We start from the raw sequence: 13,373 nt of genomic DNA on the forward strand, positions 1-13,373 counted from the left end.
GCAAAGCGCGAAGCGCTTTTGCCGGGAATTGCGTAAAACAAGCGGCCTAAGAGCGGTCGCCGATCAGCGAAATGAGTTGAGCCCTGGGTACGGTGGTTGAGGCCTCTGTGCTCATGGCCCTGCCGCCTTCCATCGTCACACGGCCTTCGGCAAAGAGCCGCAAGGCTTGCGGATAGATCTGGTGTTCGATGGTGAGCACACGCGCGGCAAGGCTATCGGCCGTGTCGCCGGAAAGAACCGGCACGGCCGCCTGGCCGATCACCGGTCCCTCGTCCATGCCTTCGGTGACGAAATGCACGGTGCAGCCGGCAATACGCATGCCGGCGTCGATTGCCCGCTGATGTGTATGCAGGCCCGGAAACAGCGGCAGCAGGGAAGGGTGGATGTTGAGCATCCGGCCTTCGTAACGCTGGATGAAGGTCGGCGTCAGCAGCCGCATGTAGCCTGCCAGGCAGAGAATGTCGGGCGAAAGCTCATCGAGCGCCGAAAAGATCGCCGCCTCATGCGCGTCCTTGCTGGCATAGTCCTTGCGAGGAAAGGCAAAGGTGGCAATACCTTCGGCGGCGGCCTTGGCAAGCCCGCCGGCATCCGCCTTGTCGGAGATCACCCCGATGATCTCGGCCGGATAGTCGGCTGCCTTCGCCGCCGCAACCAGCGCCATCATGTTGGAGCCGCTGCCTGATATGAAGACGACGGCGCGTTTGCGCGGCGAGCTCATATGGCAAGCGTACCCTTGTAGACCGTGCCGGCGGCGCCCTCGTCGCGGGCGATCATGCGACCGAGCGTGACAACGGTCTCGCCCTCGGCTTCGAGAGCCGCGGAAACCGTCGCGACATTCTCGCTGGCGACAACGGCGATCATGCCCACACCGCAGTTAAAGGTGCGCAGCATTTCCCTGGAGTCGACGCCGCCCGCTTTGGCGAGCCATGAAAACACCGGCGGCACCTTGACGGCGGCAAGATCGATCTCGGCCGCCAGATGCTTCGGCAGGACGCGCGGAATATTTTCCGGGAAGCCACCGCCGGTGATGTGCGCCAGCGCCTTGATGGCGCCGGTTTCGCGGATCGCCTTCAGAAGCGGCTTCACATAGATACGGGTCGGCTCGAGCAGAGCTTCGCCGAGCCGCCGGCCTTCGGCAAACGGTGCGGCTGCGCTCCAGTCGAGGCCGGACAATTCCACGATCTTGCGCACCAGCGAAAAGCCGTTGGAATGGACGCCGGAGGAGGCAAGGCCGAGGATCACGTCACCTTCGGCAATATCGCCTGTTGGCAGGAGCTTGCCGCGTTCGGCAGCACCGACGGCAAAACCCGCGAGATCGTAGTCGCCGGAGGAATACATGCCGGGCATCTCGGCCGTCTCGCCGCCGATTAGCGCGCAGCCCGCCTCGCGGCAGCCGGCGGCAATGCCGCCGACGATGGCCGCGCCTTGGTCGGGGTCGAGCTTGCCGGTCGCGAAATAATCGAGGAAGAACAGCGGCTCGGCGCCCTGTACCACGAGATCGTTGACGCACATGGCGACGAGGTCGATGCCGACGGTGTCGTGATAGTCGGCATCGATCGCAATCTTCAGCTTGGTGCCGACACCGTCATTGGCAGCGACGAGAACCGGATCGGTAAAACCCGCCGCCTTGAGGTCGAACAGCCCGCCGAAGCCGCCGATCTCGCCGTCGGCGCCGGGACGGCGCGTCGAGCGCACCGCCGGCTTGATCTTCTCGACGAGGAGGTTTCCGGCATCGATATCGACGCCCGCATCGCTATATGTCAGGCCGTTTTTCCCAGACTGGCTCATGCTGGTCTCCGATGGCTATTTCAGGCGGCAAACGTGCCGCGTCATCTGCCGGTCGCAATTGCATGACAGGGGCTTTTATGCAAGCGCTGCATGGCAAAAGCCCCCAATTTCCCGCGTCTTCCCTGAGCCTTTCGGGGATTTTGCCCGACAGGGTTGACCATCTTTGCGCCTGCATCCTATGTGCTGAATGGCCGCTTCGGATCGGATGCGGGGTTCGGCGACGGCGACGATCAGCGGGGAAGGCAATGCCACAGCAAGTCAGTGGGAACATTCTCAAGCGTCAGATCTTCTTCTGGCTGGCGGTGCTCGTGTTCTTCATCGTCTTTCTCTATGTCTTCAGCTCGATCCTGCTGCCCTTCATCGCCGGCATGGCGATCGCCTATTTCCTCGATCCGGTGGCCGACCGGCTGGAGCGCCTGGGTCTGAGCCGCATGATGGCGACCATCGGCATTCTCGTTGCCTTCGTCATCGTCTTCGCGCTGGCGCTGATGATCCTCATTCCGGTGCTGATCAGCCAGTTCAACGATTTCGCTCAGCGTCTGCCGGGTTATATCAGCCAATTACAGCAGTTCATCACGCAGGCGCAGAATTCGCTGCTACCGGACTGGGTCGAGAACCAGATGGGCACGATCAAGGACAATCTCTCCGGCATCCTGTCGGAGGGCATGGGCTTCCTGACCGGGCTTTTTGCGCAGATCTGGAATTCCGGCAAGGCGATCGTCGACGTCATATCGCTGCTCGTGGTCACCCCCGTCGTCGCCTTCTATATCCTGCTTGATTGGGATCGTATGGTTGCCAAGGTCGACCAATGGATCCCGCGCGATTATGTCGGCGATGTCCGCCAGATCGCCAAGGAGATCGACCAGGCGATCGCCGGTTTCATCCGCGGCCAGGGCTCGCTGTGTCTCATCCTCGGTATCTATTATGCCGTCGGCCTTTCTCTCGTCGGGCTGAATTTCGGCCTGCTGATCGGCCTCTTCGCCGGGATGATCAGTTTCATTCCCTATGTCGGCTCGATGGTTGGCCTCGTGCTCGCCATCGGCGTGGCGCTTGTGCAGTTCTGGCCCGATTATCCCTGGATCGGCCTGGTGCTCCTCGTCTTCTTCAGCGGTCAGTTCCTGGAAGGCAACATTCTGCAGCCGAAGCTCGTCGGCTCCAGCGTCGGCCTGCATCCGGTCTGGCTGATGTTTGCGCTCTTTGCCTTCGGCGCGCTCTTCGGTTTCGTCGGGCTTCTGGTTGCCGTGCCGGCTGCCGCTGCCGTCGGCGTCCTTGTTCGTTTCGCGATTTCACGCTACCTTCAGAGCGATCTTTATTTTGGCGGGTCGCCCAGTGGCCGCGCCCGGAAGACGAAATCTGTTCCCAATGAATGACGTGAAGAACGCTGATCCGAAGCGCAAGGCCGGAGAGCAGCTGCCGCTGGTCTTTTCGCACGATGCCGCAAGCGGGCGCGACGACCTCCTGATCTCGGAGCGTCTTGCCGCCGCCGTTTCGATCGTCGATGCCTGGCCGGCATGGCCATCGCCGGTCGTCGTACTCGCCGGCCCCGTCGGCTCGGGAAAATCGCACATCGCCCGCATCTGGCGGGAATTGAGCGGCGCCGTCGACATCCATCCCGAGCTTGGCTCGGATGCCGCGGTTACCGCCGCCGCCGGCCCGGTGCTGTTTGAGGATGCCGACCGCCTCGGCTTCGACGACAACGCGCTCTTCCACGTCATCAACAGCGTGCGCGAAAACGGCACCAGCCTGTTGATGACCAGCCGCCTCTGGCCGATGTCGTGGCCGGTTTTGCTGCCCGATCTGCGCTCGCGCCTGAAAGCGGCAACCGTCGTCGAAATCGGCGAACCCGATGAGGCGCTGTTGTCGCAGGTGATCGTCAAGCTCTTCGCCGACCGGCAGCTTTATATAGATGACAAACTCGTGCTCTATATCGTGAACCGGATGGAGCGGTCGCTGAATGCGGCCCAGACGATCGTCGAAAGGCTTGACCGGCTGGCCCTGTCGCGGGGCACGAAAATTACCCGGTCTCTTGCTGCCGAAGTATTGAATGAATTGGGAAATTCGGAACCGGCCGATTGACTGTCACAGTTCCGTCGTCAAACTGATATAATTGCCTTTGGCGATTGAAAACGGGGTAAGCGGACCATGGATAGCGCAGTCGTAGAACATCAGGAACTCACTCCGGAAATCAACGACAACACCCCCCCGCTGGAAGAACTGCTCAAGAGCCCCGAGCGCTTCATCAACCGAGAATTCTCCTGGCTGCAGTTCAATCGGCGTGTCCTGGAAGAAACGCTGAACACCGAGCATCCGCTGCTCGAGCGCGTCCGTTTCCTGTCGATCTCGGCCGCCAACCTCGATGAATTCTTCATGGTGCGTGTCGCCGGCCTCGAGGGCCAGGTGCGCCAGAACATCGCCATCCGCAGCCCCGACGGCAAGACGCCGGCCGAGCAGCTCGACTCGATCCTGCAGGAGATCGACCACCTGCAGATGGAGCAGCAGGCCTCGCTCGCCGTGCTGCAGCAGTATCTCGCCAAGGAAGATATCCTGATCGTGCGCCCCGGCGCCTTGAGCGATGCCGACCGCCAGTGGCTGGCCGCCGAATTCGAACAGGCGATCTTCCCTGTTTTGACGCCGTTGTCGATCGATCCTGCCCATCCGTTCCCCTTCATTCCGAATCTCGGCTTCTCGATCGGTTTGCAGCTCGTCAGCAAGAACGGCCGCGAGCCGATGACGGCGCTGCTGCGCCTGCCGGTGGCGCTCGATCGCTTCGTCCGCCTGCCGGATGATGGAAACACGATCCGCTACATCACGCTGGAAGATGTCGCCAACATCTTCATCCATCGGCTCTACCCGGGTTACGAGGTGCAGGGCTCCGGTACGTTCCGCGTCATCCGCGACAGCGATATCGAAGTCGAGGAAGAGGCCGAGGATCTCGTCCGCTTCTTCGAAACGGCGCTGAAGCGCCGCCGTCGCGGCAAGGTCATCCGCATCGAGACCGACTCGGAAATGCCGGCCTCGCTGCGTCAGTTCGTCGTTCAGGCGCTCAATATCCCTGATAATCGCGTCGCCGTTCTGCCGGGCCTTCTGGCGTTGAACACCCTGTCCGAGATCACCAAGGCGCCGCGCGAGGATCTCAGGTTTGCCCCCTACAATGCGCGATTTCCCGAGCGCGTCCGCGAACATGCCGGCGACTGCTTCGCTGCCATCCGCGAAAAGGACATGGTCGTCCATCACCCCTACGAATCTTTCGACGTGGTGGTCCAGTTTCTTCTCCAGGCTGCGCGCGATCCTGACGTCCTGGCGATAAAGCAGACGCTTTACCGCACCTCCAACGACAGCCCGATCGTCCGCGCGCTGATCGACGCCGCCGAAGCCGGCAAGTCGGTCACGGCGCTGGTCGAGCTCAAGGCCCGCTTCGACGAAGAGGCGAACATCCGCTGGGCGCGCGATCTCGAGCGCGCCGGCGTGCAGGTCGTCTTCGGCTTCATCGAGCTCAAGACCCACGCCAAGATGTCGATGGTCGTTCGGCGCGAGGAAGGCAAGCTGCGAACCTACTGCCACCTCGGAACGGGCAACTACCACCCAATCACCGCGAAGATCTACACGGACCTGTCCTATTTCACCTGCAATCCCGTCATCGCCCACGACATGGCGAACATCTTCAATTTCATCACCGGCTATGGCGAGCCGGAACAGGGCATGCAGCTCGCGATCTCCCCCTATACGATGCGCCCGCGCATCCTGCGTCACATCGAAGAAGAGATTCAGCATGCCAGGAGCGGTGCGCCGGCCGCGATCTGGATGAAGATGAATTCGCTTGTCGACCCGGACATCATCGACGCGCTCTATCGCGCCAGCCATGCCGGCGTCGAAATCGATCTCGTCGTGCGCGGCATCTGCTGCCTGCGTCCGCAGGTGCCCGGCCTTTCGGAAAAGATCCGCGTCAAGTCGATCGTCGGCCGCTTCCTCGAGCACAGCCGCATCTTCTGCTTCGGCAACGGCCACGGCCTGCCGTCCGACAAGGCGCTGGTTTACATCGGCTCGGCCGACATGATGCCGAGGAACCTCGATCGTCGCGTCGAAACCATGGTTCCGCTGACGAATCCCACCGTTCACGAGCAGGTCTTGTCACAGATTATGCTCGGCAACGTGATTGACAATCAACAAAGCTACGAGATATTGCCCGACGGTACGTCGCGACGCATGGAAGTGCGCAGGGGCGAAGAACCGTTCAATGCGCAGCAGTATTTCATGACCAATCCGAGCCTGTCGGGCCGTGGTGAAGCTCTGAAGTCCAGTGCGCCGAAGCTGATCGCCGGCCTGCTCGAAGGCCGCAACAACAAGTAAAACTGGACCTAAATGGTTGAATCTGAAGCCCAGGGGCGCCTTCCGGGGATCGCCCCGGTCTCCGTCGTCGATATTGGATCGAATTCGATTCGTCTTGTCGTCTACGAAGGCATGTCCCGTTCGCCAACCGTCCTCTTCAACGAAAAGGTCCTCTGCGGCCTCGGCAAAGGCGTAGCCCTTACTGGCAAGATGGACGAAGACAGCGTCAGCCGGGCTCTGGCAGCGCTGCACCGTTTCAAGGCTCTGTCCGACCAGGCCCGCGCCGCCACCATGTATGTGCTGGCGACGGCGGCCGCGCGCGAGGCGAGCAATGGTCCTGATTTCATCCATCAGGCGGAAACCATCCTTAACCGCAAGGTCCGCGTGCTCTCCGGCGAGGAGGAGGCGAAATTCGCATCGCTCGGCATCATCAGCGGTTTCTACAATCCTGACGGCATTGCCGGCGATCTCGGCGGCGGCTCGCTGGAGCTGATCGATATCAAGGGCAAGGAAGTCGGCAAGGGCATCACGCTGCCGCTCGGCGGCCTGCGCCTGTCGGAATATGCCGGCGGCTCGCTTTCCAAGGCCCAGACCTTTGCCCGAAAGCAGCTGAAGACGGCAAAACTGTTGTCGAAGGGCGAGGGGCGCACCTTCTACGCCGTTGGCGGCACCTGGCGAAACATTGCCAAGCTGCACATGGAAATCACCCATTATCCGCTGCACATGATGCAGGGCTATGAGGTGTCTTTCGAAGCGATGATGCTGTTCCTCGAACAGGTGACCGCGCGCGATTCCAGGGAGCCGGCGCTGCAGGCCGTTTCCAAGCACCGCCGTTCACTGCTGCCCTTTGGCGCCGTCGCCATGAAGGAAGTGCTGAGCGCCATGAAGCCGTCGGTGATTTCCTTCTCGGCGCAGGGTGTGCGCGAGGGATATCTCTATTCGCTGCTGTCGGAGTCCGAGCGCCGCCTGGATCCGTTGCTTGCCGCCGCCGGCGAACTGGCGATCCTGCGTGCCCGTTCGCCGGAACATGCCCGCGAGCTGGCGGAATGGACCGGCCGGATGATGCCCCTCTTCGGGATCCTGGAAACCGAAGAGGAAAGCCGCTACCGTCAGGCCGCCTGTCTGCTTGCCGATATCAGCTGGCGCGCCCATCCTGACTATCGGGGCCTGCAGGCGCTGAACGTCATCGCCCACTCTTCCTTCGTCGGCATCAGTCATCCGGGCCGCGCCTTTATCGCGCTTTCCAACTATTACCGTTTCGAGGGCCTGCATGACGACGGCGCCACCGGCCCGCTGGCGCAGATCGCCACGCCGCAGCTCATCGAGCGCGCCAAGCTGCTCGGCGGCATGCTGCGCGTCGTCTACCTCTTCTCGGCCTCGATGCCCGGCATCGTCAAGAACCTGACCTTCCGCAAATCCTCGAGCCCGGACCTCGACCTCGAATTCGTCGTGCCTCCCGAATATCGTGATTTCGCCGGCGAACGCCTGGACGGCCGCCTGCAGCAGCTGTCGAGGCTGACGAACAAGCGGTTGGCGTTTCGGTTCGAATAACCGATTTGCGGCAGTTGTGCCGAGCGGACCCCCTCTGGCCTGCCGGGCCCGGCGGGGCAGAGGGGCGACCCCACGCGCAGCGTCAACGAAAAAAGGCGGCGCCTGCGCACCGCCCTCTCTATCTCACATCACGCTCGAATTACTTCGCGTTCAGGAACTCGCCAACCTCAAGCAGGCTGAACTCGTTATTGTCAGCCTTGTCGACGGCGCGGCCGGCCGAAAAGGGCAGGTTGTTGTCGTTGCCGATGATGATGTGTGTGGCGTCGACGCGGTCGACGTTTTCGATCGTCACGAACGGCATGTCATAGACGCCGTCCTTGCTGCCGGCCTTCTTCTTGTTGTCGGGGTCCTGGATGTTCAGCAGGTCGATATAGCCGATCTTGCGAACGGCCTTGCCGACATTGGCGTCGTTGAACTCGATCTTGTAGACGCGCTTCAGCACGGCCGGAGCTTCGAAGCAATCCGGCTTCGGCTGCTTCGGATCGGCGCAGGCCTTGTCCGTCGTGCCGGCGCCGTTGTCGCGCTCGATGACGAGAGCGGTCGTGTCGTCGAGCATGTTGAAATCGCCGATCGAGACACCCTTGTCCTCGAACGGGTAGAGCCAGCTTCGGCCGGTCCACTTCTTCGACGCGACATCGAACTCGATGACGCGGATGGCGGTGTGGCCATCGATGGTCTCCACCGTGCCGTCATCCTTGTAGATGGCGCCTTCGAGCAGGCCGTATAGCTTGGCTCCGTCCTTCGATATGGCGAGGCCTTCGAAGCCGCCGGAGCGCTTCAGATTGAAGACCGGCATCTTCGCGGCCGGGTTGGCCGGAACCGAGAGAAGCGGATTGTCGGGCGAAAGCACCGGCTTGCCGTCGAGCGTCGTCGGAATGACGTCGGTGAGGCGGCCTGATGTGTCGAACTTCAGGATGTAGGGACCGAATTCGTCGCCGAGCCAGAAGCCGTCGGCAACCGGCTGGATCGATTCGATGTCGAAGTCGGCGCCGGTGAGATAACGCGTGTCGCTGCCTTCGAGCACGATCGGGAACGGGGCGATCTTGTTGGGGTCGGAAAGGAAGAGGTTCTTGACGACTTCAGCCTTGTTGCCGGCCCAGTCGAACTTCATCTGGTGCAGGAAGAGCATGGAATCCGACGAGTTGGACTTCGAGCCGAAGCCGTTGTCGGAGAGTGTCCAGAAGGTGCCGTCAGCCATCGTCCTGACGCCCGAGAACCCCTGGATTGGCTGGCCGTCGAAGGGAAGCTTCAGATCGGTGATGCGGGCGCCGTCCTTACCGGGAACGGTGCCGAGCGCTTCGGTGCGCTTGCGGTCCGGCGTCGTAAACTTGCCGGAATGCTTGAGGAATTCGGGGGCATCGGCCGGTGCCGGAACCATGGTGTTGGCAGGCAGGATCGCCTGGCCGGCGAGCTTGGCAGAGAACTGCTGCTGGTCGGCCGAAGCGGAGCCTGCGACCAGGGTGAAAAGCGATACGGAAGCAAAAAGGACGTTCTTCATAATATCCCCGTGGAACGGATTGCAAAGGCCTTCCGCTTAGCAGGGCTTCCGTGTCAGCGAATTGACGGTTGGGTGAAGCTTTGGTGACGTACTTACAGCGCCGCGCGTCTTTCTCCGACGCGCAAAGGACGCTGTAACGCTTTGAATTTACGCATCAGCCGTGCAGAATGACCGCCGGCGTGTTCAGCATGGTGACTGCGCGCGAGGTAAGCGCCATGACGCCGAGCGCCTGGCCGCGCCCCTTCACCGCATGGGTGCCGAGATCCTCGCAGGCGATGTCGTCGGGAAAATTCATGCGCCGGGCAAGCTCGGTGGAGATCAGAACCGACCGGTTCAGACTGCGGCAGAGCGTCTCCAGCCGGGCGGTGGTGTTCACCGTATCGCCGAAATAGCTGATCTTATGATGGTCGACGCCGATTTCGGCGGTGATGATCTCGCCGCCGTGAAGGGCGGCGCGAAGCTTCGGCACCTGCCCGTAACTCTTCCGCCAGCCCGCGGCATTGGCTTCGATATCGGCAAGGATATCGAAGATGCAGCGCACACAACGTGCATTCTTGACGCCGCGGGCAAGCGGCCAGGTGATGATCGCCGCATCGCCGACATAGTCGTTGATCATGCCCTTGTGGCGCCTGACGGGCTCGGCGAAGGTCGCAAACAGCGAGCTCAGCAGTTGTTGCGCCCTGAGGTCGCCATGCTTCTCGGCAAAAGCCGTCGAATCGACGAGGTCGATGAACAGGAAGACGCGCTCTTCCTTGACCGGATTGCGGTAGCGGCTGATGAGCATGCTGAGGAAGACTTCACGACCAAGCAGTTCTCGCACACGCAAGACGAAGATCAGCATCGTGCAGACCGCAAGTGCATACAGAAAGACCTCGAACGGCATGATGACGAGGTCGAGGAGCGACGATGGCTTCACCATGCCGAGCGACCAGAGCAGCAGGCCGGCGCAGGCAAAGCCGATGCTCATCAGGATCTCGTAGATCACCAGTTCGGTGATGATGAAGGCGAAGGTCGGCAGCTTCTGGATGCGTCTATAAAGCGTTCGAAACAGCACCTTGCGCTCGAAGGCGAGGATCGGCATGCCGATGAAGAGCGCGAAGATCGCCCCGATAACCGGCGTCTGATTGGAGTAGAACATCATATCATAGATGACGCCGCTGACCGCGAGGACGATCACGATCAGGATCCAATTCTGTGTCGGAGATATTTCCCGCATGCCGCCTCTGCGCCGTGATGTTTCCTCCCGCCATTGTTTCAGGCCGGAAAAAACCGTCAAGCGAATTCGAAACTACTGCGTCCTTGGCGTGTCTTTTCGAGAGCCGCGAAGGACGCCGTAGCACTTTGAATTGCCGCACAATTTTAACCTCAAATCGATTCCGATTTAAGGAATTCTGCAGCAGTCTCAGAGGCTGACGGTCTCGACCTTCCGGTCGACGAAGCGCAGGGCGATCGCGCCCTGGATCAGCTGCAGTGCCGGCTCGCCGAAAAGATCGCGCCGCCAGCCGTGCAGGGCAGCGACTTCGGCCTTTTCGCCCTCGGCGGCGATCCTGTCGAGATCCTCGCTGTTGGCGATCACCTTCGGCGCTACGCCGTGTTTTTCCGAAATCAGCTTCAGCAGCACCTTCAACAATTCGACGGCAGCGGCGGCCCCTTCGGGCGCCTGCGCCTGGCGTGGCACATGCGGCATATCGGCCTTCGGAAGAGCAAGAGCGGTGTTGACGGCCTCGATGACTGCAGCGCCGGAAGTCGAGCGCTCCCAACCCTTCGGAATGGTGCGCAGACGGCCGAGCGCCTCGGTATCCTTGGGTTGCTGCTGGGCGATCTCGTAGATCGCATCGTCCTTCAGCACCCGCGAACGCGGCACGTTGCGGGCCCGTGCCTCGCGTTCGCGCCAGGCGGCGACATATTTCAGGATCGCCAGCTCCTGCGGCTTGCGCAGGCGCATCTTCAGCCGCTGCCAGGCATCGTCGGGATGCATGTCGTAGGTTTCGCGCGACTCGAGAATGTCCATTTCCTCGGAGAGCCAGGAGCTGCGACCTTCACGATCGAGTTCCGCCTTCAGCGACAGGTAGACGTCGCGCAAATGGGTGACGTCGGCCAGCGCATAATCCAGCTGCTTGTCCGACAGCGGCCGGCGGCTCCAGTCGGTGAAGCGCGACGACTTGTCGATATGGACGTTTTTGATGCGGCTGACCAACTGGTCATAGGAGACGCTGTCGCCGAAGCCGCAGACCATGGCGGCGACCTGCGTGTCGAAGATCGGATGCGGAATGAGATTGCCGCGATTGAAGATGATTTCGATGTCCTGGCGGGCCGCATGAAAGACCTTCAGCACCTTCGTATCGGCCATCAGCTCGAAGAAGGGGGCGAGATCGATGCCCTTGGCCAGCGGATCGACGAGAACTTCCGTCGTCGGGCTTGCCATCTGGATCAGGCAGAGCTCCGGCCAGAAGGTCGTTTCGCGCAGGAATTCGGTGTCGATGGTAATGAAGTCGGACTTGGCCAGCTCTTTGCAGGCGGCCGCCAAATCGGCGGTGGTTTCGATCATATCATTTCATTCGCAAGGAAAAGGTCGGTTAAACCTTCCTTCTCCTTTCGGTTCGATATGTCAATACAACAGCATACGCTTCGAGCATTGCTGGCCAAGAATCACGTCCAAACTGAGGCAAGGCGCGAAGCACAGCCCAACCGCAGTGAAGGCGCACTGCCTCAGCTTACCCTGAGATAGCTCGTCATCCCCGTCTTCTGATGCTCGATGATATGGCAATGCAGCAGCCAGTCACCGGGATTGTCGGCGACGAAGGCAAGCTGCACCTTCTCGTCCGGCTGGATGAGATAGGTATCGGACACCAGCGGCATCACCTCCCGCGTCGAGGAGGAGATCACCGTGAAGCTCATCCCGTGCAGATGGATCGGATGGGCATGCGGCGTGGTATTCTCGAGGTTGAAGACATAGCTCTTGCCGAGCTTCAATTCCGCAAGCGGTGCCGTCGGATCGGGCGTGTCGCCTGGCCATGGCACCTTGTTGATTGCCCAGAAACTGTAGCCGAGCGTGCCGCAGATGCTTTCGACGGCGGCATTCTCGGCAGTGGCGCTCAGTATCAGCGGGATCTGCTCGGCGATGGAAAGATCGGCCTTCGGGACGGGGTTGTCGACAAGCGGCCCAAGATCGCCGATCGCGCGCTTCAACGATGATCCGACCGCGCGCAGGCCGGCGATCGTCTTCGGCGCCGTGCCGCGGATATCCTCGAGCGTCGCGACTGCGCCTTCACCATCCGGCATGCGCACGGCAAGATCGAGCCGTTGACCCGGTCCGATCTGCAGGAGGTCGAGGGAAAAACGCTTCGGCACCGGATTGCCGTCGATCGCAATCACGGTCGCGTCGGCGCCTTCCATTTTCAGCGAGAAGATCCGCGTCACGTCGGTCACGGCAATGCGCAGCCGAACCAGCCCGCCGGCCGGCGCGTCATATCGCGGCTCCTGATGCCAGTTGGCGGTGCGCACCGTGCCGTAGGTGCCGGTCTTGGCAGCGTCGCGCGGCCGAAAGGGAGCGATGAACTGCCCGTCGCCGCCCAGCCGCCAGTCGCGCAGGTTCAGCACCACCTCGGCATCGAACTCCGGATCGGCCGGATCTTCGACGACGATGATACCGGTCATGCCGTGCCCCATCTGCGTCAGCGTGTTGCAATGCGGATGATACCAGAAGGTGCCGGCATCGGGCGGCGTGAAGGCATAGTCGAAGCTGTCGCCGGTATAGACGTAGGGCTGCGTCATGAAGGGCACGCCGTCCATGCGGTTGTCGATGCGAAGGCCGTGCCAGTGGATTGTCGTCGGCTCGTCGAGCCCGTTTTTCAGCCGCGCCGCATAGGGTCGCCCCTTCCTCATTCTGAGAATCGGCGGCATGCCGTCATGCACCCAGCTCATGATATCCCTGGTCGGTCCCGCCTCGGTCAGCACGGCTTCTGTCTTCACCGCCGTCAGCAGCTGCGGCTCGGGAGCCGCCTCGGCAAACCCGAATTTACTGGCAATGCCGATGCCGACGCCATAGGCGCCCGCGACAGCGGATGCCTTGAGAAGGTTGCGGCGGCTAAGGAGAGGCATGCGGAGGCTCCACGGTGAGAATGCCGATCCTTGTAAAGTTGACCGTCAGCTTCAGCAATACAGGAAGCGCGGCCAAACTGCCGCAGCATACGGGTCGCAGCCTCTCCAT

10 protein-coding genes are annotated in these 13,373 nt (G+C 61.6%); 4 read left to right on the top strand and 6 right to left on the bottom strand.

The window, feature by feature from the left end; genetic code table 11:
• Positions 1 to 46: 46 nt before the first annotated feature.
• Together purN and purM are read right to left on the bottom strand one after the other, a co-directional pair.
• Positions 47 to 718: a phosphoribosylglycinamide formyltransferase gene (gene purN / locus J3P73_RS08940; protein ID WP_207579887.1), complete on the bottom strand. Its 672-nt coding sequence runs from the start codon at positions 716 to 718 to the stop codon at positions 47 to 49.
• The gene (purM, locus tag J3P73_RS08945; protein WP_027689746.1) at positions 715 to 1,788 is read right to left on the bottom strand and encodes a phosphoribosylformylglycinamidine cyclo-ligase; all 1,074 of its coding nucleotides are present in this window, start codon (positions 1,786 to 1,788) and stop codon (positions 715 to 717) included. Before purM ends, purN begins: the two co-directional genes overlap by 4 nt.
• A gap of 245 nt (positions 1,789 to 2,033) precedes the next feature.
• On the opposite strand from purM, the gene J3P73_RS08950 reads away from it, so the two are divergent.
• The 4 genes from J3P73_RS08950 to ppx all read left to right on the top strand — a co-directional run bounded on the left by J3P73_RS08950 (position 2,034) and on the right by ppx (position 7,665).
• Positions 2,034 to 3,158, top strand: a complete 1,125-nt coding sequence (locus tag J3P73_RS08950) for an AI-2E family transporter (RefSeq protein WP_018070526.1) — start codon at positions 2,034 to 2,036, stop codon at positions 3,156 to 3,158.
• Positions 3,151 to 3,864: a DnaA regulatory inactivator HdaA gene (hdaA, locus tag J3P73_RS08955; protein ID WP_018070525.1), complete on the top strand. Its 714-nt coding sequence runs from the start codon at positions 3,151 to 3,153 to the stop codon at positions 3,862 to 3,864. The genes J3P73_RS08950 and hdaA overlap by 8 nt, the downstream gene beginning before the upstream one ends.
• 66 nt (positions 3,865 to 3,930) lie before the next feature.
• On the top strand, positions 3,931 to 6,135 hold the full coding sequence (locus tag J3P73_RS08960) for an RNA degradosome polyphosphate kinase (RefSeq protein ID WP_018070524.1): 2,205 nt from the start codon (positions 3,931 to 3,933) through the stop codon (positions 6,133 to 6,135).
• Positions 6,136 to 6,147: 12 nt separating this feature from the next.
• On the top strand, positions 6,148 to 7,665 hold the full coding sequence (gene ppx / locus J3P73_RS08965; RefSeq protein WP_018070523.1) for an exopolyphosphatase: 1,518 nt from the start codon (positions 6,148 to 6,150) through the stop codon (positions 7,663 to 7,665).
• 139 nt (positions 7,666 to 7,804) lie between these two features.
• Here the strand turns inward: ppx and J3P73_RS08970 are convergent, their stop codons facing one another.
• From J3P73_RS08970 to J3P73_RS08985, 4 genes are all read right to left on the bottom strand, one after another.
• Positions 7,805 to 9,163: an esterase-like activity of phytase family protein gene (locus tag J3P73_RS08970; protein WP_130661326.1), complete on the bottom strand. Its 1,359-nt coding sequence runs from the start codon at positions 9,161 to 9,163 to the stop codon at positions 7,805 to 7,807.
• A 154-nt stretch (positions 9,164 to 9,317) separates the two neighbouring features.
• On the bottom strand, positions 9,318 to 10,379 hold the full coding sequence (locus J3P73_RS08975) for an adenylate/guanylate cyclase domain-containing protein (protein ID WP_018070521.1): 1,062 nt from the start codon (positions 10,377 to 10,379) through the stop codon (positions 9,318 to 9,320).
• Positions 10,380 to 10,565: 186 nt separating this feature from the next.
• Complete coding sequence (gene rnd / locus J3P73_RS08980; RefSeq protein WP_018070520.1) at positions 10,566 to 11,711, bottom strand: ribonuclease D; 1,146 nt, start codon at positions 11,709 to 11,711, stop codon at positions 10,566 to 10,568.
• 161 nt (positions 11,712 to 11,872) lie between these two features.
• On the bottom strand, positions 11,873 to 13,264 hold the full coding sequence (locus tag J3P73_RS08985; RefSeq protein WP_130655142.1) for a multicopper oxidase family protein: 1,392 nt from the start codon (positions 13,262 to 13,264) through the stop codon (positions 11,873 to 11,875).
• Positions 13,265 to 13,373: the final 109 nt, after the last annotated feature.

Origin of the sequence: Rhizobium ruizarguesonis (assembly GCF_017357285.1) — a bacterium.
Lineage (GTDB): Bacteria > Pseudomonadota > Alphaproteobacteria > Rhizobiales > Rhizobiaceae > Rhizobium > Rhizobium ruizarguesonis.

Bases quoted from the DNA above. Each gene is read 5' to 3' on its own strand.
- purN (WP_207579887.1), bottom strand. From the start codon at position 718: ATGAGCTCGCCGCGCAAACGCGCCGTCGTCTTCATATCAGGCAGCGGC.
- purM (WP_027689746.1), bottom strand. From the start codon at position 1,788: ATGAGCCAGTCTGGGAAAAACGGCCTGACATATAGCGATGCGGGCGTC.
- J3P73_RS08950 (WP_018070526.1), top strand. From the start codon at position 2,034: ATGCCACAGCAAGTCAGTGGGAACATTCTCAAGCGTCAGATCTTCTTC.
- hdaA (WP_018070525.1), top strand. From the start codon at position 3,151: ATGAATGACGTGAAGAACGCTGATCCGAAGCGCAAGGCCGGAGAGCAG.
- J3P73_RS08960 (WP_018070524.1), top strand. From the start codon at position 3,931: ATGGATAGCGCAGTCGTAGAACATCAGGAACTCACTCCGGAAATCAAC.
- ppx (WP_018070523.1), top strand. From the start codon at position 6,148: ATGGTTGAATCTGAAGCCCAGGGGCGCCTTCCGGGGATCGCCCCGGTC.
- J3P73_RS08970 (WP_130661326.1), bottom strand. From the start codon at position 9,163: ATGAAGAACGTCCTTTTTGCTTCCGTATCGCTTTTCACCCTGGTCGCA.
- J3P73_RS08975 (WP_018070521.1), bottom strand. From the start codon at position 10,379: ATGCGGGAAATATCTCCGACACAGAATTGGATCCTGATCGTGATCGTC.
- rnd (WP_018070520.1), bottom strand. From the start codon at position 11,711: ATGATCGAAACCACCGCCGATTTGGCGGCCGCCTGCAAAGAGCTGGCC.
- J3P73_RS08985 (WP_130655142.1), bottom strand. From the start codon at position 13,264: ATGCCTCTCCTTAGCCGCCGCAACCTTCTCAAGGCATCCGCTGTCGCG.